Below are 17,947 nucleotides of genomic sequence, written 5' to 3' on the forward strand. Positions count from 1 at the left end.
GACCCTGAATAGCAAAACGCCGCGGATTGAGCCGCGGCGTTTTCTTGCATCAAGTGATGTCAGCTCAGCTCGATGGCTGAGGCTCCATGCCGCCTTCGGGCTCGGGACCCTTCTTGCGGCGGCCGGACTTCGGCACAGCCGAGCCGCGGCTTGTGGGGGTGTCATCGCCCAAATCTCGCGCGGGCTTCTGCCCGGCGATCAGCTGCTTGATCTCTTCGCCCGAAAGCGTCTCGTATTCGAGCAGGCCCTGCGCCAGAGCGATCCATTCCTTCTTCTTCTTGGTCAGAATGGATTTGGCCGTGACATAGGCCTCGTCGATCAGCCGGCGCACTTCGGCGTCGATGATCTGCGCGGTCTCTTCCGAGACGTTCTGCGTGCGCGCCACCGAATGGCCGAGGAAAACCTCTTCCTGGTTGTCGCCATAGGCGACATGGCCGAGCTTGTCGGAGAAGCCCCAGCGCGTGACCATGGCGCGCGCCAGTTTGGTCGCCTGCTCGATGTCCGAGGAGGCGCCCGAGGTGATGTTCTCCTTGCCGAACTTGAACTCCTCGGCAACGCGGCCGCCCATCATGATGGCGAGCCGTGAGATCATGTATTTGTAGCTCATCGAATAGCGGTCGCCTTCTGGCAGTTGCATGACCATGCCGAGCGCGCGGCCGCGCGGGATGATGGTCGCCTTGTGCAGCGGATCGGCCGACGGCACGTTGAGCGCCAGGATGGCGTGGCCGGCCTCGTGATAGGCCGTGAGTTCCTTTTCGGCCTGGGTCATGGCCGACGAGCGGCGCTCGGCGCCCATCATGATCTTGTCCTTGGCGTCCTCGAACTCGGCCATGGTGACAAGGCGCTTATTGCGGCGCGCCGCCATCAGAGCGGATTCATTGACAAGGTTCATCAGGTCGGCGCCCGAGAAGCCCGGCGTGCCGCGTGCGATCACCTTGAGGTCGACATTCGGTGCCAGCGGCACGTTGCGCACATGCACCTTGAGGATCTTCTCTCGGCCGACGATGTCGGGGTTCGGCACCACCACCTGGCGGTCAAAGCGACCCGGACGAAGCAGCGCCGGATCGAGCACGTCGGGCCGGTTGGTGGCGGCGATCAGGATGATGCTCTCGTTGGACTCGAAGCCGTCCATCTCGACCAGAAGCTGGTTCAGCGTCTGTTCGCGCTCGTCATTGCCGCCGCCGAGGCCGGCGCCGCGATGGCGGCCGACCGCGTCGATTTCATCAATGAAGATGATGCAGGGAGCATTCTTCTTGGCTTGGTCGAACATGTCGCGGACACGGCTTGCGCCGACGCCGACGAACATCTCGACGAAGTCGGAGCCCGAAATGGTAAAGAACGGCACATTGGCCTCGCCGGCGACCGAGCGCGCAAGCAGCGTCTTGCCGGTGCCGGGAGGGCCGACCAGAAGCACGCCGCGCGGGATCTTGCCGCCGAGGCGCTGGAACTTCTGCGGATCGCGCAGGAACTCGACGATCTCTTCCAGATCTTCCTTGGCCTCGTCGACGCCGGCGACATCCTGGAAGGTGACGCGGCCATGCGCCTCAGTGAGAAGCTTGGCCTTCGACTTGCCGAAACCCATGGCGCGGCCGGAGCCGGACTGCATCTGGCGCATGAAGAATATCCACACGCCAAGGATCAGGATCATCGGCAGGTAGGAGATCAGATAGCTGAACAGCGAGTTGGAACCGTCCGACTCAGGCCGCGCATTGATGGTGACGTTCTTGTCCTGCAGCCGCGAGACCAGCTGCGGATCGCCAGGCGAATAGGTCTGGAAGCCATTGGCGTTGTCGGCGTAGGTGCCCGTGATGCGGGCGCCGGCGATGACCACCGTCTTGACCCGGCCGGCCGCGACCTCTTGCAGGAACTGCGAATAGGGAACGTCGGTCGAGGCCCCGCGAGTCTGCGGCGTCTGGAACAGATTGAAGAGAGCAATGAGCAGGACCGCTATGATCGCCCAGAGCGCGAGATTGCGATAATTCGGATTCATCAATTGTCCCGTTGGTGCCCGCTGGGACACGCGTCATGAGAGGAAACTTGCGCCTAACATAGGGAGAGCGCCCCCCCTTGCCAAGCATAACAGCACGTCTGGGTTAAGCTTTCGCGCCATGATCAACCGGCACTGTGGCGGCCAAAGGGCAAGCCGGGACAGGCGGTGCGCCGATCAACTCGGCCACGGCCTGCGCCAACACCAGATCGAAGCACGGCAGAAAACGGGCAAAGGGCGCAACGGCGGGACTGACGGCGATTGCCGCCGCCGCCGCTACATCCCCTGCAAAACCAAGGCATTCGCCGCCGCGCCATAGCGCCGGTTCCGCAGCCAGGGCGGCGCGCACAAGGCTTGGCGGCGCGCCATCCCCGGCAATCGGCGTTCTGGCGGCGGCAGCGGCGCCAAGCGGCGCGATCAACCATGCACCCGGACTGTCGCCCAATGTGACCGCCCCGGCTTCGATGTCTGGCGTGATCCGCCGGCGACCGTCCCAAAGCAGAGTGCCAGCTATCGACGCGGAACGCGGCAGGTCGCGCGATTCACGGCGCAGGAAGATGCCGTTTCGCCTGATATCGACGACCGCCCGCGACAATGTGGCGCAAAGCCGACCGGCCCGCATTTGCTCGAACAGCGCTTCGCCGCGCGCCTGGTCCGGCAACAAGGCGGTGCCGCCCGTCGCCGCCAGCAGGACACGCAGCGCATAGACCGAGGCTCGCGTGTCGTCAGCTTCGGCAAGACCGGGATCGAGACGGATGAGACCCCTCGCCGGCCGGCTGGCAAATTCACCGATCAGGGCGGCGGCGCGGCGACCGAGTTGTTCGCGCTCGCCGGCGGCCCGCCTGGCCAGGCCGATCGCTTCGGCAAAACGCTGCCCGCTCCGGTCTTCGCCGAGCACGGCGCGGATGCGCGGGCGTTCGAAATTCGTGTCGATGTTGGTCGGATCCTCGACCCAGCCGACATGTTCGCGCTGCAGGAAGGCGCGCAACGCCGCGCGCCGAGCGCCGAGCAGCGGCCGCGCGATCCAGATCCGCCAGTCATAGAGGGTGACAGGCGCCATGCCGGCGAGACCTCGGCCTGCAAGCTCTCGCCCGTCATTCCGCGCGGCTCGCATCAGGACGGTCTCGGCCTGGTCGTCGGCGGTGTGGCCGGTTACGATCACACCAATGCCTTGCGCCTGCGCTGCCTCGGCCAGCAACCGGTAGCGCGCCTCGCGCGCCGCCGCGGGCAGGCCGGCCGACGGCTTGGCGCCGTACCAGTTGAGCGTCCGGTGCGCAATGCCGCGCTCGGCACAAAGCTTTGCCACGCTGCGCGCTTCGGCTGCTGCTTCCGGACGCAGGCCGTGGTCGATCGTCACCGCCAGCAGCCGGGCTGTCGGGGCGCTGCGGTCGAGGTGAGCCTTGAGGAGAAGAAGGAGGGCGGTCGAGTCGCTGCCGCCGGACACGGCCGCAAGCGCGCCGTTGGTAAAGTCGATCTGCGAAAAATTCGAAAGGTCAGGCTCGGTATCGAGCATCAATGCATGTCGCGCAAAAGTGGTCCCGGTTCTGGGACAACACGGCAAAGACTAGCACGCCGCCAGCGCCCTCTCCTGCTTGACGCGTTCCTTGAGCGCGGCCGAAATATCGGGATAGCGCTTGCCGATCTCGCCGAAGGTGGCGCAGGCGACATCCTTCTGCTTGAGGCCGACCAGCGACACGCCAAGCTTCAGGAGCATGTCAGGCGCCTTCTTGGCCTTCGGATAGTCCTTGCTGGCGGAGAGGAAAACCTCGGCAGCGTCATGATACTTCTGCTGGCCAAGCAGCGATTCGCCAAGCCAGTAATGCGCGTCCGCCGCCTTGGCGTCCTTCGGGAACCGGGCGATGTGGTCGCGAAAACCCTGCTCGGCGGTGCTGTAGTCGCCCGACAGGATGAACTGGTAGGAGTTGCGGTAGATCTCTTCCGGGTTGTTGGTGGCAGGCAGCGCCGCCACCACCGTGCCGTCCGACTTGCCGGTCTTAGCCCCGGCAGCCGGCGCCTCGGCGGCGGGAGCCGCACCTTCCGCCGGCGCCGCTGCCTGCGTGTTGCCGCCGGCGTCGATTACATTGCCGTTCTTGTCGACGGTAATGGTGCCGAAGGTCTTGGGCGGCGTGCCGTTGATCACCTTGCCGGGATCGCCGGTCTGCGATTCGACGATGACCTCGCCGACGCTCTGGCCGCCATCCGACTGCGCGCCGGCACCGGCCGGCGCCTGGTCTGCCGGGGCCTCGGCGACGCCGGTGCCCGCGCCACCGTCCTGCGGCGCGGCCTCCGATTTCTTCTGGGCCGGCGGCTGCCCGCTGGAGCCGCCTTCCAACTGCTGGAAGCGGAACTCGTTGTCTTCCTGCTGCTTGCGCATCTGCTCCTGCATCTGCAGGATCTGGAAGTTGAGTTCCTCGAGCTTGCCGTTCATCTGCCGGAGCTGATCTTCCAGCCCCGCGGCGGCGGTGCCGTCCTGCTGCTGCGCGATCTGTTGCTGCTCCGGCTTCTCCTTCTTGCCGAAAATGCCGAGCGTCGGCAGATGGAAGGAAAAGCCGCTATCCGCGGGTTGTCCGGTGCCGCTCGCAGAAGCCGCGAAGCCTGATACGAGCAGCAGCGCAAGCGTGCCGCTCAAGACCGATCTGAAATGCATGTGCCTCTCGCCGTGAATATCGTGAGCCTGTTCGCGCCTTCCGATCACAGTGGGACCGGCACGACGCCCTCGGCTCTTAGCAGGAGGCGAGACTTCGGCCAAATTTTGTTTCCGGGTTTGTTTCCGGGACCGAAACTGAAAAAGGCGGCCACAAGGCCGCCTTTCGCATGGAAGTGTTGCAATTATGCGACTAAGGCGCCGCCGTCTTGCCTATCAGGAGCCGGCGCCGGAGAGCGTGGTGACCGCGCGGCGATTCTGCGACCAGCAGGAGATGTCGTCGCAGACCGCGACCGGACGTTCCTTGCCGTAGGAAATCGTCTTCAATCGGCTCGCCGAGACGCCCCTGGCGACCAGGAAGTCGCGAGTGGCGGCGGCGCGGCGGGCGCCGAGAGCCAGATTGTATTCACGTGTGCCGCGTTCGTCAGCATGGCCTTCGACGACGATGGCGTACTGCTTGTACTGGTTGAGCCACTGTGCCTGCCGCGACAGCGTCGTCTGCGCATCGGCGCGGATCGCGGTCGAGTCCGTGTCGAAGAAGATGCGGTCGCCAATGTTGACTGTGAAGTCCTGCGCCGAGCCGGGCGTTGCCGCACCCGCGCCGTTGAGGCCGAGCTCTTCAGCGCTGTTCGGGGTTTTCTTCGAGGCGCAACCGGTGATGGCGAGCATTGCGATCAGGGCGATCATCGCCGGGTTTCTGGTAAGTGCTGCGATACGGCCCATGCCGCCTCTCCTTCGTATTCGAGTGATCGTATTTCGAGTGATTTCGTTGATCACCCAGTAACCACGTTTGGGTTAACCGGCATTCAAGAAATACGGTTAATGTTTGGTTTCGATCGTCCGTCCACGACCTTCAAATCCACGGTCACAGTTGGCGCGGACCCTAGGCGGAAATGCGGCCGAAACGCGACTAATGAATGGAAAAGGGGCCAAACGGGCCCCTTTTTAGCAGGTGTGGCAATTCGGCCGAACCTACTCCAGCAGCGGCGACCAGGCGGGATCCGACGCGAAATTCGCGGTCGGGATCGACTGTTCGTTGCGGCCGGTGAGATCGACGGAAACCAGTTTTGGGCCGCCGGCGGAGTCGCGGAAGAACATCAGCACGCGGCCGTTGGGCGCCCAGGTCGGTCCCTCCTGCTGGAAGCCCGAGGAGAGGATGCGCTCGCCCGAACCGTCGGTCTTCATGACGCCGATCTGGAATTCGCCGCCGGTCTGCTTGGTGAAGGCGACGAGGTCGCCGCGCGGCGACCACACCGGCGTCGAATAGACGCCGTCGCCGAACGAAATGCGGGTCTGGCCCGAGCCGTCGGCGCCCATCACATAAATCTGCGCACGGCCGCCACGATCGGAAGTGAATACCACCTTGCTGCCGTCGGGCGAATAAGAGGGCGAGGTGTCGATGGCGGTCGAGTTGGTCAGCCGGGTGGTCGAGCGGCTGCGCAGGTCCATGGCGAAGATGTTGGAATTGCCGTCATCGCGCAGCAGGCTCATGATCACCTTCTGGCCGTCGGGCGAGAAGCGCGGCGCAAAGGTCATGCCGGGAAAGTTGCCGACCAGTTCGCGCTGTCCGGTCTCGATCTGCAGCAGATAGACCCGCGGCTGGCCGCTTTCATACGACATGTAAGTGATTTCCTGCCGATTCGGCGAGAAACGCGGCGTCAGCACGATCGAGCGGCCATCGGAGAGATAGCGCACATTGGCGCCGTCCTGGTCCATGATGGCGAGCCGCTTCTTGCGCGCATTCTTGGCGCCGGATTCGTCGATGAAGACGACGCGTGTGTCGAAATAGCCCTTCTCGCCGGTGAGCTTCTCATAGATCGCATCGGCGATGATGTGGGCGACACGGCGTTGATTTGCGTCGTTGGCGAAAAACTGCTCCCCGGCTATCTGCTGGTTGCCAAAAATATCCCATAGTCGGTACTGGGCGCGGATTCGGCCGTCCGCCTCCTTGCTCACGCTGCCGGTGACCAGCGCCTGCGCATTGATCACCTTCCAGTCGTCGAAACGGGGCTGCGCATCCGGATTGGCGATCTTCTCGATGAAGGCGTTCTTGTCTATCGGTGCGAAGAGACCGGAGCGCTTCAGGTCGGCGGTGACGATCTCGGAAATCTGCGCGCCGAGCCCTCCCTGGAAATCTGGGATGGCGATCGGCATCGGTTCGACATTGCCTTTGTTGACGTTGAGCTCGAGGGTTGCTCGAGCAGGCAAGGTGACGACGGCGTTCATGCCCATCGCCATCGCGGCGACCATCAGGAGCGGCTTGAGGATGGATTTCATGTCTTCTCGCTTCTCTTGCTGATTTCTGGGTGCTCAGGCTACAGGCCAAGCATCGCTCTGGGATCGAAGTTGACGCGAACGTCGGACCAAATGTCATGCTTTCCGGCGGGCACCTGCAGGCCGGCGACATCGCATTTCTGCACAGCGCGAACCGCGCTGCTGTCGAATTGGGGGTTGCCGCTGGACTTCTCGACGGTCGGACGGCCCTCCAGCTTGCCGGAGGCATCCAGGCTGAAACGGATCACCACGGTGAAATCCTCAGAACCCTCAAGCCCAACCGGGAGGGTCCAGCAGCCACCGAGCTGTTCTTCCAATGCCCCTTGCTCGGACTTCGACAGCTTCTGGCCTTGATCCTTGTCGCCGCCTAGCGATGCCTGCTGGGTCGAGCGCTTGGCGCCGCCGCCGGATGGCTTCTGCTTGTCGAGCAAAGCCTTGATGTCAGCCTCATTGAACTGCTTGTCATCCGACTTCGGCTTCGACGAGGCTTCCTTGACCGGCTTGTCGGTGTCCTTGCGGTCCGGAGCCTTCGCGCTTTCGGCCTGCGCCGGCTGCGGCTTCGGCCGTGCTTCGGGAGCAGGAGCGGAAGTCGGAAGCTGCGCTTCTTCCAGAGGCTGCTGATCCGATATGGCTTCGGCGACCGCATCGGGCTTCACGCGTGGCTTCGGCTCTATGGCGGCGGTCGTGTCCGGCTGCGGTGTTGGTGCAGGCTCCTTCACCGGGGTCGGCTTCGGTTCAACCTGCTTCACCGGCTCGGGCTTGACCTCTTCCTTCGGCTGCGGCTCCGGCGCCACCTCCGTCGCAGGTGTCGGCTTCGGCGCTTCCTTTGGCTTCGGCGTGTCCTCGGTCTTCGGCTTTTCGGTCGGCGTCGGCGCCGGAGCAGCCGTCGCTGTTTTCTCCACCGGCTTCGGCTTGGGATCGTCCGTCACCGGCTTGTCGGTATCAACGCTGTTCTCGCCGATTTTCTGTGCATCTGGCACGATGTCGGGACGCTTGGTCGGCATCGGCGCCGGCTTTTCGTGCATTACCGCCTTCTTGTCGCCCTGCAGCGTCTGCGCAATGGCTTCCATGGGAACGATGTCGACCGCTATCGACTCGACATCCGTGGACGGCAGCGCGGCCGGCGCCGACAGGGTGAACAGGCCGAAAGCCAGTGCCACCGTATGCAGTATCACCGATGTGGTGAGGCCGGTCTTCATCGTGCGTCTACTGATCCTGTTGCTGCAGTGAAATCAGGCCGATATTCTTGTAGCCGGCGGCCTGGATGAGGGCCATGACCTCCATCGCGGCGCCATAGTTAGTCGCCTTGTCGCCGCGGATGAAGATGCGCTCTTCGTAGCCGGTCTTGGAAATCGCCTGCAGTTTGGCGACCAGCTCTTCCCTTGGGATTTCGGTCTCCTGCAGGAAAATCTTGCCGGCCGCGTCGATCGAAACGGTGATCGGCTGGGTGTCGGCGTTCATAGCCTTGGCCTTCGTCTCCGGCAGGTCGACCGGCACTCCGACCGTCAACATAGGTGCGGCGACCATGAAGATAATCAAGAGCACCAGCATCACGTCGACCATCGGCGTGACGTTGATTTCCGACATCAATGCATGGTGGCGGCCGCGCCGCCTGTGTCCGCGCCCGCCGCGTCCTGCCATGCCAACCGACATACCCATCTTCTTACCTCAGCCCTTAGGCGCTACTTTTTCATCGATTTGGCGCGAGAGTATGGCGGAGAACTCATCCGAGAACCCTTCCATCCGCACCGCGATCTTGTTCGCGTCGGATGACAGCTTGTTGTAGGCGATAACCGCCGGTATGGCGGCGAGAAGACCGATGGCCGTCGCCAGCAGCGCTTCGGCAATGCCGGGTGCAACAACCGCGAGACTGGTGTTCTTCGAACCGGCAATCGCCTGGAACGAGGTCATGATGCCGATGACGGTGCCGAACAGGCCGATGAAGGGTGCAGCCGAACCGGTGGTGGCGAGAAAGCCGAGACGGCCCTCCAGCTTCTCCATCTCGCGCGTCAACGCCAGGTCCATCGCCTTGTCGATGCGGGTCTGCAGGCCGAGCGGCGATTTGGCCCCCTTCTCGAAGCTCTTCTTCCATTCGCGCATGGCGGCGACGAAGATCGCACCCATGCCCGTGGTCTTGCGGTCGGCAAGCGTGCGATAGAGCTCTTCCAGCGACTGCCCCGACCAGAACACCTGTTCGAAGCGATTGAGCGACAGACGCATGCGGGCATAGCTGACCAGCTTGTCGACGATGATCGCCCAGGTCCAGACCGAGGCGCAGAGCAGACCGATCATGACCAGCTTGACCACCCAGCTGGCCTGTGTGAACAGCGCCCAAATCGACAATTGCGCTGCCGGATCGGCGAGTGCGGTAGTTTCCATGCTTCAGTCCTTAAGATTTTCCGGGCATCGCTGGCGGCTGGCCCATGGGCATCCCTTGTGGTCCGTTCGCGCTTGGCTTCCGGATTAACCCCAAAATGCACCGTTGGCGGCCTTTTCAGGGCAAATATTGGTGAAAGGAAGGCGCGCGGATTCTTCCAATCTTCACCGATCTCTTCATGAACCGTTATGGTTAAGGATGGGTTAGGAAATATGGCGCGGCGCATTGCCGCGCCAAGGGACGACGCGGACCATCCATCCACAATCGAATGCGCTGCCGATTGGCCGCCCGTTGCCGGCCGGCAGGCCTGGATATCAGCTTGCTCCTGGTAGAAAGGCCGCGATCCATTCTTTCGGAAAGCGCTTCGGCCGGCCGTTCTCGCCAATGATCGCCGCCTCGACCTTTGCTTCGACCAGAACCTCTGTCCCGCGTTTCAATTGCTGCGCCATGACGATGCGGGCGCCGGAAATATCCTGCGTTGATGTGTCGATGGTCAGGATGTCGTCCATGCGGGCAGGCGAGCGGAAGTCGATCTCCATGCGCCGCACCACCCAGACGATCCGTTCGCCGTGCTTGCCTTCGTGAAGTTCTGTGTGGTGGACGCCCGCCAGCCTGAGATAGTCCGAGCGCCCGCGCTCGAAGAATTCGAGATAGCGCGCATGGTAGACGACGCCGGAAAAATCGGTGTCGGCATAATAGACTCGCGCCATCAGCCGATGGCCGAATTCCGTCAAGGCTCCGGAAAGCCCGGCAGCAAGCGCCGCCGATTCACCATGATCGTCCATCGCGCTTTCCTTTTTGCCCCCGGCGGGGCACCTGTCTTGCCAAAATCACCAGCGCAGCAAACCGGATGGCACTGTTGACGGCGATGATCAAGACCTTGATGGCAGCGCTGCTGGTGCTGGCGGCGTCTGCGCTTCCCGGTCAGGCCGCGACCTTTTCGATGAAGCGCGGCCTCAACCTCGACCAGTGGACGACCTGGGTCGGGGAAGACAAATGGAACGACCGACAAGCCATCCTGCCCTATCCGGAATGGCGCAAGTTCCTCGACGAGGGTGACCTCAAGGCGCTGAAGGCCGCCGGTTTCGACTTTCTGCGCATGCCGGTCGACCCCTCGCCGTTTATGTCGGACCAGACGCTGGCGCTGCGCGACGACCTCTATGCCAGCGTGCGAGACTCGGCGCGCATGATCAACCGGGCCGGTCTGAAAGTGATCGTCGACATGCACCTGATCCCGGCCGGCGGCGGCCGCGAGATCGGCATGGGCCAGGTGATGGACGATCCCGCAACCTTCGAGGCCTATGTCGAGGTCGTCCGCAAAATGGCGCGCACGCTTGCCACTGAGGACCCGGCGCAGGTCGCTTTCGAGCCGATGAACGAGCCTATCGTCGACTGCGACAGCGAGGGCACCAGCCTGTGGCCGGAGCGTCAGCAAAAGCTGTTCGCGGCCGCGCGCGCCTCGGCCACCAGGCTGACGCTGATCCTGACCGGCGCCTGTTATTCCAGTGCGGCTTCGCTGGTCAGGATCGACCCAAAGTCGATCCCCGACGACAACATCATCTGGACCTTCCACTCCTACGACCCGTTCCTGCTGACGCATCAGGGCGCGACCTGGGCCGGCGATTTCATTCTCTATGTTACCGGCCTGCCCTATCCGCTGACCGCGGTGCCGCGCGCCGAGCTCGATGCGACGCTGGATGCGATCCGCGCCAAGATAAAAGCCGAGGCGCCACGGACCAGACGGAACGGCCTGCTCGCCTATCTCGATGAACAAGTCGCCAGCATGGACACGGACGAAAAGCTGCTCGGCGTCATGGATGCGCCGTTCGAAAAGGTCGAGGCCTGGGCGAAGGCCAACGCCATCAAGCCGGAAAACATCACGCTGGGCGAGTTCGGCATGATCCGCCAGGAATATGGCAATCCCTATGTGATGCCGCCCAAATACCGCGCGGCCTATGTCAAGGACATGATCGCGCGCGCCGAGGCGCATGGCTTCTCATGGTCGGTGTGGAGTTTTGGCGGCGCCTTCGGCATCGTCGACGCTTTCAACGGCGAAAAGGCCGAACCCGCCGTGATGGATGCGATCCGCTCGCTCCATTAGCCCTAGGGCATGTCGAGATTCAGGTCAGGCCGAGTCGAAAATGAGGGGTCCGAAAACCGGAACGGAGCGGACTTTGGTCCGTGACTACCGGAAGCGCAGGAACACCTCATTTGCAGGCCGGCATCACCTGAATACCGGCATGCCCTAACCGAGGTCGATCTGCAGGATCTCCGGCCGCATGCCAAAGCGCACCGGCGCGATGCTGAAGCCGAGTCCGCCTGACACGATCAAATTGCGGTCATTCTCGACGACATGGCCATAGGCAAAGCGGTTGCCGAAGCGGGACGGCACCACCGGTGAATAGCCGAACAGCCTGACCTGCCCGCCATGTGTGTGGCCCGACAGCGTCAGCGAAACCCGCCACGGCACTTTCGGGAAAATGTCAGGCTCATGCGCAAGCAGGATGATCGGTGCCTGGTCGGTGATCTTGGCCAGCGTGCCGTCGAGATCGTCCAGGCCTTCAAATCTGTCGCGGCCTGCGGCCTTGTTCGGTAACAGTGCCAGCTGGTCGGCGAGCCCGGCGATCCAGAAGCCGTATCCATCCTTTTGCAGGCGCACGGCGTCGTTCTCCAGAACCGAGATGCCGGATTCCTCCAATGCCTTGCGCGCCACAGTCCCCGCTCCGGCCTGCTGCGCGAAAGGATCGTGCCACCAGTCGTGATTGCCGAGGATCGACAGCACACCAAGCGGCGCCTTCAGTCCTGACAAGGCCGGCGCCCATTCATGGGCCTCCACCCGGTTCGTCACCAGGGACATGCCTGAGAAATAGTCGCCGAGCAGTACGATCAGATCGGGCTTCAGCACGTTCGCATCTTCGACGAGCGAAGCGATCCGCTCAGGCGTCATCCAGGGACGGCAGGCGTGAATATCGGCAAGTGCTACGACGCGCAGCTTGAGATCTGCAGGCCAATACGGCGGCGTCAGCTGGTAGCGCTTCACATGCGTCAACAGCATCGGCTCGATGCCGACCGCATAGGCACTGAGCGAAGCCAGCGAGAGGAACGAACCTCCGGCGAATTTCAGGAACCCGCGTCTGGTGATCACTTTTCTGGCTCCGACCTTGATCGGAGCAGTTCGCGCCGACATTGCGACGCCCGATACAATCGAGGAATGCGCCTTCACGCTGGCAGGTTTGAGGAGATTCTGCACAGAAATCCGTTCCGAAGAACAAATGTCCGTTACTCTTCCTGGAACAGGTTGATCTGCTGCTGTGCCAGATCCTTTGGCGCGTCGAGGCCGAGATGGCGCCAGGCGTTGGCGGTCAGCACGCGGCCGCGTGGCGTGCGTTGGATGAAACCCTGCTGGATCAGATAGGGCTCGATAATGTCCTCGATGGCGTCGCGCGGCTCGGAGAGGCCGGCGGCGATGGTTTCGATGCCGACCGGCCCACCACCGAAATTGCGCGCGATCATCGAGAGATAGCGGCGGTCGAGTGCGTCGAGGCCGAGCGCGTCGACCTCGAGCCGGGTGAGAGCTTCGTCGGCAATCTGCTTGTCGACGTGGCCGTCGCCGGCGACGGAGGCGAAATCGCGCACGCGGCGCAGCAGCCGGCCGGCGATGCGCGGCGTGCCGCGGGCGCGACGTGCGATCTCCAGCGCGCCATCGTCGCCAAGCGGCATTTGCAGGATGCGGGCGCCGCGCCGCACGATCTGCTCCAGTTCCTCGACAGAATAGAAATTGAGCCGCACCGGAATGCCGAAACGGTCGCGCAGCGGGTTGGTCAAAAGGCCGAGCCTGGTGGTGGCGGCGACGAGCGTGAAGCGGGCAAGATCGATCTTGACCGAGCGTGCCGCCGGACCTTCGCCGATGATCAGGTCGAGCTGGAAATCCTCCATCGCCGGGTAAAGGATCTCCTCGACTGCCGGATTGAGCCGGTGGATCTCATCGATGAACAGCACATCGCGGTCTTCGAGATTGGTGAGAAGTGCGGCGAGATCGCCGGCCTTGGCGATCACCGGACCGGAGGTCGAGCGGAAATTGACGCCGAGCTCGCGCGCCATGATCTGCGCCAGCGTTGTCTTGCCAAGCCCCGGCGGCCCGACGAACAGCACATGGTCAAGCGCCTCGCTGCGGCCCTTGGCGGCCTCGATGAAGACTTTGAGGTTGGCCCGCACCGCGGCCTGGCCGACGAAATCGGCGAGCGTCTGCGGCCGCAAGGTCTGCTCAGCATCCTCGCCGCGCTTTTCCGGGGCAATGAGGCGGGGTGAAAGGCTCATGCGGCCTTCCTCGCACAGGGCAAAGGACCGGACAAGCAATCACTCACCGCGCCAGTTCCTTCAGCCCGAAACGAATGAGCTTCGAGGCATCGGCGTCCTCGCCGGCCGTCTTCAGCGCCGCCGCGACAGCATTGGCTGCGGTGTCGCGCGAATAGCCGAGATTGACCAGCGCCGAGACGGCGTCGGTGATCGGCGCCGGCGCCACGCCTTCGCCGAGCTCCTGCTTAAGGCCGATGGTGCCGGAGGCGGTTCCGGCATAGGCCGGCGCCTTGTTCTTCAACTCGGTGACGATGCGCTCGGCCACCTTCTTGCCGACGCCGGGCGCGCGGCTGACCATGGCGATGTCGCGCAGCGCGATCGCATTGGCGAGGTCTGCCGGCGCCAGCGTCGACAGGATGGCCAGCGCCACCTTGGCGCCGACGCCTTGCACATTGCTCATCAACAGCCGGAACCATTCGCGCTCAAGCACCGACTGGAAACCGTAGAGCCGGATCATGTCCTCGCGCACATAGGTCTCGATGAACAGCACCACCGCCTCGCCGGGCGAAGGCAGCGCGGCCAGCGTGCGCGCCGAGCAATAGGCGACATAGCCGACGCCGTGCACATCGACGAGGCAGAAATCCTCCTCGATCTCGTCCAGCGTGCCTTTCAATTTGCCGATCATGCGTGATCCCTCATGCCAGCGCCATCCTGTAGGCGACGCTTTGCCGGTGATGCGCGTGGCAGATGGCGATAGCCAACGCGTCTGCGGCATGTTCGGTGTCGAAAACGGCTTTCGGCAACAGCACCTTTACCATCATGTGGATCTGCTTCTTGTCGCCATGGCCAACGCCGATCACCGCCTTTTTGACGGCATTGGGGGCATATTCGGCCACAACAAGGCCGGCGCGCGCCGGCACCAGCATGGCTATGCCGCGCGCCTGGCCGAGCTTCAGTGTCGCCACCGCATCCTTGTTGACGAAGGTTTGCTCGACGGCCGCTTCCTGGGGCATGGCCGCATGCAGGATCTCGGCCAGCCCGTCATGCAATTGGCAGAGCCGTGTCGCCAGCGCCGCCTTGTCGTCGGAGCGTACAGTGCCGGAGCTGATAAAGCGCAGCGAGTTGCCGAGGCTCTCGACGATGCCCCAGCCGGTGCGCCTCAGCCCCGGATCGATACCGATAATGCGAATCGCTTCCCTCATGCGCGAAGTCTACCTCCGGCGCACAGCGATGTCAGCGAAATGTGAACAAACCGGAAACGGAGGCGTTTAACCTCGAGCGAAAGCCGTGTTCAGCAGCGTGATCTGGTCGGAAACCGGATTGGCGCGGCGGGCGGCGGCAGGCGTCTCGGCAAACGCGCCGCCATAGATCTCTTCGTCCATGCGGCGCACCAGCGCCTGCAGGCGCAGCGAGCGGGTGACGAGGTCGAGGAAATCCTTCGGCAGTTCGCCCCAGCCGACCGCTTCGTCATGCGCCGAGGCGGTGTCGAGACGCACCTTGGATTTTTCCGAAGCGACCTGGTCGCGGGTCATCTCGCCGGAATTTGCCGCCCGCTGCAAAAGCAGCCAGGAGGCGACTTGCATCAGCCTTGTGGTCAGCCGCATCGATTCGGCAGCATAGAGCGTCGCCGCCAGCCTGGACAGCTTCTTGGCCTCGGCCCGGCCCTTGCCGTCAAGATACTCGGCTGCCTGTTCGACCAGGCCCATGCCTTCCTGGTAGAGCGGTTTGAAGGATTGGGAGAAAACCCGGCGTTCCGCCAGCTTGATGGTTTTCGCGATGCCCTTCGAAGGCTCGTTCATCGATACGCCCCTGCACTGCCCCGTCGGCTGATTCGGCTTCTCGCCGTCACGCCGGCACCCTAGATGACTGAAGCTTGAAAATGCGCTTCGCCGCCGGCGAAGGCAAGCACATGTTTAACAAACGGTTAACGCCTGCGCAGGGGCGCCAAGCGGACCAGAAGCAGACAAAAAAAGAGCCGCGGATAAGGCGGCTCTCAGGAGTTTAACAGGGAGGCGTCAAACGAAGTGGCTCCAACCACTCGGTAAGAATCCAGATCACTGGATGGACATAGTAAACACCTGTAAAGCTTAATGAACCCTTAACGGCGCGGATATTTCTTGATCGACCGCTGCCCTTCTGTGCCGTATCAGCACAACGGTGCCCTAAGCCTGATCGTCGGCTTGTTCATGCCTTCTTCCACACAGCCGGCAAGGAAATGAAGGCGAACAGCAGCATTGCCGCATAAAACCCCATCGAGGAGGAAGCCAGCACCGGCTCGATCTCCGGATGGCCGGCAAGTTCAAAGTAAAGCCCAATCATCAGTGCGATGCCGCAGATTGCCGTCAGCCAGAAATGCACGACGGCAATCGTCTTTTGCCCGACCGCTGGAAACAGGTGGTAGAAGAAGGCAAACACCGCCGACATCAGCCAGCCCGCCACCATGGTGTGCGCGTGGTCGGCATCTGCCCATGGTCATTGGAGATCGCCATATGCAGGCCGAGCGCCATGCCGCACAGGGAATAGATGACGGCCAGGGTGAAGAAATTTCGTGCTACGCCTTGCATGGGATACCCTCGTTGGTTGTTGCAGACTTGGTCCGACCGCGCGCGGCCAAAATGGAGCGTCGGTCGCGAGCGGCTTAGTCCCCGCAGGTTTCAGGATCATGCCGCGAACCAGCCAATGCCGACACGGCGTCTATCCGGCAAATGCCGGGTATTGTGCGGGCTGGCGGTAAAATCCGGCGACGGCGCCACCGCAACAAGCCGGCACCCACGCGGCATCTTCTGGATACATGTACGGAGATAATCCGCCCTCCTTCGGAAGCAGACGCGCGAAAGCAGCGTTTACCTTCGGAACGATGCACAAGGAGCGGCAATGGACTGGTATTCTCTCTTCAAATTCCTGCATGTCATGGCAGCGATCCTCTGGCTCGGCGGCGGTTTCGCCATGCTGCTGGTTTCGATACTCGCCGATCGCGCCGGCGACGACGAGACGCTGATGGTCATGCTGAGAACGACGGACAAACTCGGCTTGCGTCTGTTCGTGCCGGCGTCTATCGCGACCCTGGCTTCTGGCCTGGTGCTGACTTCGCTATGGACCGGCTTCTCCGACCTTTGGGTCGTCATCGGCCTTTGCGGCTACGCCGCCGCGTTTCTGACCGGTATCCTCGTGCTGAAGCCTTCGTTCGAAAAGCTTGCCACAATGCTTGCCGCGGACGGCATGACCCCGGCTGCCATAGCGTTTGGGCGCCGCATGATACGGATCGTCAAGTTCGATTTCGTCATCATGATCGCCGTCGTCGCCGACATGGTGCTGAAGCCGACCGCGCACGACATCGCCACTCTCGGCGCAATGGCGGTCGTGGTCATGGGTGGTGCATCGCTGACCTTTGCGAGCGCCCCGCGAACCAAACCGGCAGCCGCCTGAGCGGGATTTAGAGCAGGCCGGCGATCCCGTCCCAAAGCAGCTTGACCGCGACCACGGCCACGGTCGCGTAGGTGAAGGGATAAAAAATCTCCGGCCGCATGCGCCGCACCAGCCAGGCGCCGGCGATGGTGGCCAGCGGCGCCAGCGGCATCAGCACGGCCGACGCCGTCAGGTTGGCGGTGTCGAACTGGCCAAGCGCGAAGTAGGGGATCAGCTTCAGCGCGTTGGTGGCGGCAAAGAAGATCGCCGATGTCCCCGACAGCACCTTCGGATCGAGCCGGATCGGCAGCGCATAGACCTGGAAGGGGGGCCCGCCGACATGGGCGACGAAGCTGGTGAAGCCGGCGACGGTGCCCCAGAAGGCGGCGGCGATGCGGTTGGGCGCCGCCGCATGGTCGGAACCGTGGCGGAACTGGAGATAGAGCCAGCGCAGCACGAAGATCAGCGCGACAGCGCCGACGATCAGCCGCACCATCTCTTCGGTTACGAGCGCTGCCGTCAGCCAGCCGAGCCCAATGCCGATCACCGCGCCCGGCATCATGTCGACCAGCATCTTTCTGTCGTAGACGCCCCACCACGTCCACACCGAAACGATGTCCATCAGGCACAGGATCGGCAGCAGGATGGCCGCCGCCTGCACCGGCGGCATGGCCAGCGCCATCAAAGGCACGCCAACGAAGCCGACAGCGCCGCCGAAGCCGCCTTTCGACAGCCCGACAAGTATCACCGCCGGAATGGCGGCGGCATAAAACCACGGATCGGGGAGCAGACCTGACATGAACTGGAAAAGCTGGAGGGAAGACGGTTGCCCTGCAATAGCCCAGAAACCCTTGCGCCGCGACCGGGAAAATGCCGGCCGTGTCGATCAACTGTGCGTAAAGCGACGGTTCCGGATTTACGGCAAGATCGCCGCCGATGCATAAGGGCGCCGTCCGATGCATCA

The 17,947-nt window shown here is 63.1% G+C and carries 18 protein-coding genes and 1 pseudogene; 3 read left to right on the forward strand and 16 right to left on the reverse strand.

Annotation, left to right across the window (positions count from 1 at the left end):
* Positions 1–64 precede the first annotated feature (64 nt).
* The 9 genes from ftsH to ybgC all read right to left on the reverse strand — a co-directional run bounded on the left by ftsH (position 65) and on the right by ybgC (position 10,067).
* Entirely contained in the window at positions 65–1,990 is a 1,926-nt protein-coding gene (gene ftsH, locus NKH38_RS13295) for an ATP-dependent zinc metalloprotease FtsH (RefSeq protein ID WP_023673598.1), read from the reverse strand.
* 103 nt (positions 1,991–2,093) lie between these two features.
* The gene (gene tilS / locus NKH38_RS13300; RefSeq protein ID WP_352760973.1) at positions 2,094–3,500 is read right to left on the reverse strand and encodes a tRNA lysidine(34) synthetase TilS; all 1,407 of its coding nucleotides are present in this window, start codon (positions 3,498–3,500) and stop codon (positions 2,094–2,096) included.
* A gap of 51 nt (positions 3,501–3,551) precedes the next feature.
* Positions 3,552–4,634, reverse strand: coding sequence for a tol-pal system protein YbgF (gene ybgF / locus NKH38_RS13305; RefSeq protein WP_023726183.1), 1,083 nt, complete (start codon positions 4,632–4,634; stop codon positions 3,552–3,554).
* Between the two features lie 213 nt (positions 4,635–4,847).
* Positions 4,848–5,354 (reverse strand): peptidoglycan-associated lipoprotein Pal, encoded by a 507-nt coding sequence (pal, locus tag NKH38_RS13310; RefSeq protein WP_352760976.1) that lies wholly within the window; start codon positions 5,352–5,354, stop codon positions 4,848–4,850.
* Positions 5,355–5,603: 249 nt separating this feature from the next.
* Positions 5,604–6,908 (reverse strand): Tol-Pal system beta propeller repeat protein TolB, encoded by a 1,305-nt coding sequence (tolB, locus tag NKH38_RS13315; RefSeq protein WP_023673841.1) that lies wholly within the window; start codon positions 6,906–6,908, stop codon positions 5,604–5,606.
* A 38-nt stretch (positions 6,909–6,946) separates the two neighbouring features.
* A complete protein-coding gene (gene tolA, locus NKH38_RS13320; protein WP_023700291.1) occupies positions 6,947–8,104 on the reverse strand; it encodes a cell envelope integrity protein TolA in 1,158 nt (385 codons plus the stop codon).
* 7 nt (positions 8,105–8,111) lie between these two features.
* A complete protein-coding gene (tolR, locus tag NKH38_RS13325) occupies positions 8,112–8,564 on the reverse strand; it encodes a protein TolR (RefSeq protein ID WP_023673843.1) in 453 nt (150 codons plus the stop codon).
* A 9-nt stretch (positions 8,565–8,573) separates the two neighbouring features.
* The gene (gene tolQ / locus NKH38_RS13330; RefSeq protein WP_023673844.1) at positions 8,574–9,284 is read right to left on the reverse strand and encodes a protein TolQ; all 711 of its coding nucleotides are present in this window, start codon (positions 9,282–9,284) and stop codon (positions 8,574–8,576) included.
* 312 nt (positions 9,285–9,596) lie between these two features.
* Complete coding sequence (ybgC, locus tag NKH38_RS13335) at positions 9,597–10,067, reverse strand: tol-pal system-associated acyl-CoA thioesterase (RefSeq protein WP_023700290.1); 471 nt, start codon at positions 10,065–10,067, stop codon at positions 9,597–9,599.
* Positions 10,068–10,132: 65 nt separating this feature from the next.
* Here ybgC and NKH38_RS13340 point away from each other — a divergent pair, with 65 nt between their 5' ends.
* A complete protein-coding gene (locus NKH38_RS13340) occupies positions 10,133–11,383 on the forward strand; it encodes a glycoside hydrolase family 5 protein (RefSeq protein WP_023700289.1) in 1,251 nt (416 codons plus the stop codon).
* 144 nt (positions 11,384–11,527) lie between these two features.
* Here the strand turns inward: NKH38_RS13340 and NKH38_RS13345 are convergent, their stop codons facing one another.
* The 6 genes and pseudogenes from NKH38_RS13345 to NKH38_RS13370 form a co-directional block, all read right to left on the reverse strand.
* Positions 11,528–12,427 carry a metallophosphoesterase gene (locus tag NKH38_RS13345; protein ID WP_352760983.1) on the reverse strand — a complete coding sequence of 300 codons (900 nt, stop codon included), beginning with the start codon at positions 12,425–12,427 and terminating at the stop codon, positions 11,528–11,530.
* Between the two features lie 134 nt (positions 12,428–12,561).
* Positions 12,562–13,599, reverse strand: coding sequence for a Holliday junction branch migration DNA helicase RuvB (ruvB, locus tag NKH38_RS13350; protein WP_023700287.1), 1,038 nt, complete (start codon positions 13,597–13,599; stop codon positions 12,562–12,564).
* Positions 13,600–13,642: 43 nt separating this feature from the next.
* Positions 13,643–14,263 (reverse strand): Holliday junction branch migration protein RuvA, encoded by a 621-nt coding sequence (gene ruvA / locus NKH38_RS13355; RefSeq protein WP_023668770.1) that lies wholly within the window; start codon positions 14,261–14,263, stop codon positions 13,643–13,645.
* A gap of 10 nt (positions 14,264–14,273) precedes the next feature.
* Positions 14,274–14,780, reverse strand: coding sequence for a crossover junction endodeoxyribonuclease RuvC (gene ruvC, locus NKH38_RS13360; RefSeq protein WP_023668769.1), 507 nt, complete (start codon positions 14,778–14,780; stop codon positions 14,274–14,276).
* Positions 14,781–14,846: 66 nt separating this feature from the next.
* A complete protein-coding gene (gene rcdA / locus NKH38_RS13365; protein ID WP_023668768.1) occupies positions 14,847–15,377 on the reverse strand; it encodes a protease adaptor protein RcdA in 531 nt (176 codons plus the stop codon).
* Positions 15,378–15,762: 385 nt separating this feature from the next.
* Positions 15,763–16,142, reverse strand: a pseudogene (locus NKH38_RS13370) (hypothetical protein).
* Between the two features lie 310 nt (positions 16,143–16,452).
* On the opposite strand from NKH38_RS13370, the gene NKH38_RS13375 reads away from it, so the two are divergent.
* Positions 16,453–17,004: a DUF2269 family protein gene (locus tag NKH38_RS13375; protein ID WP_352760990.1), complete on the forward strand. Its 552-nt coding sequence runs from the start codon at positions 16,453–16,455 to the stop codon at positions 17,002–17,004.
* 7 nt (positions 17,005–17,011) lie between these two features.
* Here the strand turns inward: NKH38_RS13375 and NKH38_RS13380 are convergent, their stop codons facing one another.
* Entirely contained in the window at positions 17,012–17,782 is a 771-nt protein-coding gene (locus NKH38_RS13380) for a sulfite exporter TauE/SafE family protein (protein WP_352512213.1), read from the reverse strand.
* Between NKH38_RS13380 and NKH38_RS13385 the strand changes: the two genes are divergently transcribed.
* Positions 17,781–17,927 (forward strand): hypothetical protein, encoded by a 147-nt coding sequence (locus NKH38_RS13385; protein WP_352512211.1) that lies wholly within the window; start codon positions 17,781–17,783, stop codon positions 17,925–17,927. The genes NKH38_RS13380 and NKH38_RS13385 overlap by 2 nt on opposite strands.
* Positions 17,928–17,947: the final 20 nt, after the last annotated feature.

It is taken from the genome of Mesorhizobium sp. M1078 (genome assembly GCF_040318615.1).
Lineage (GTDB): Bacteria > Pseudomonadota > Alphaproteobacteria > Rhizobiales > Rhizobiaceae > Mesorhizobium.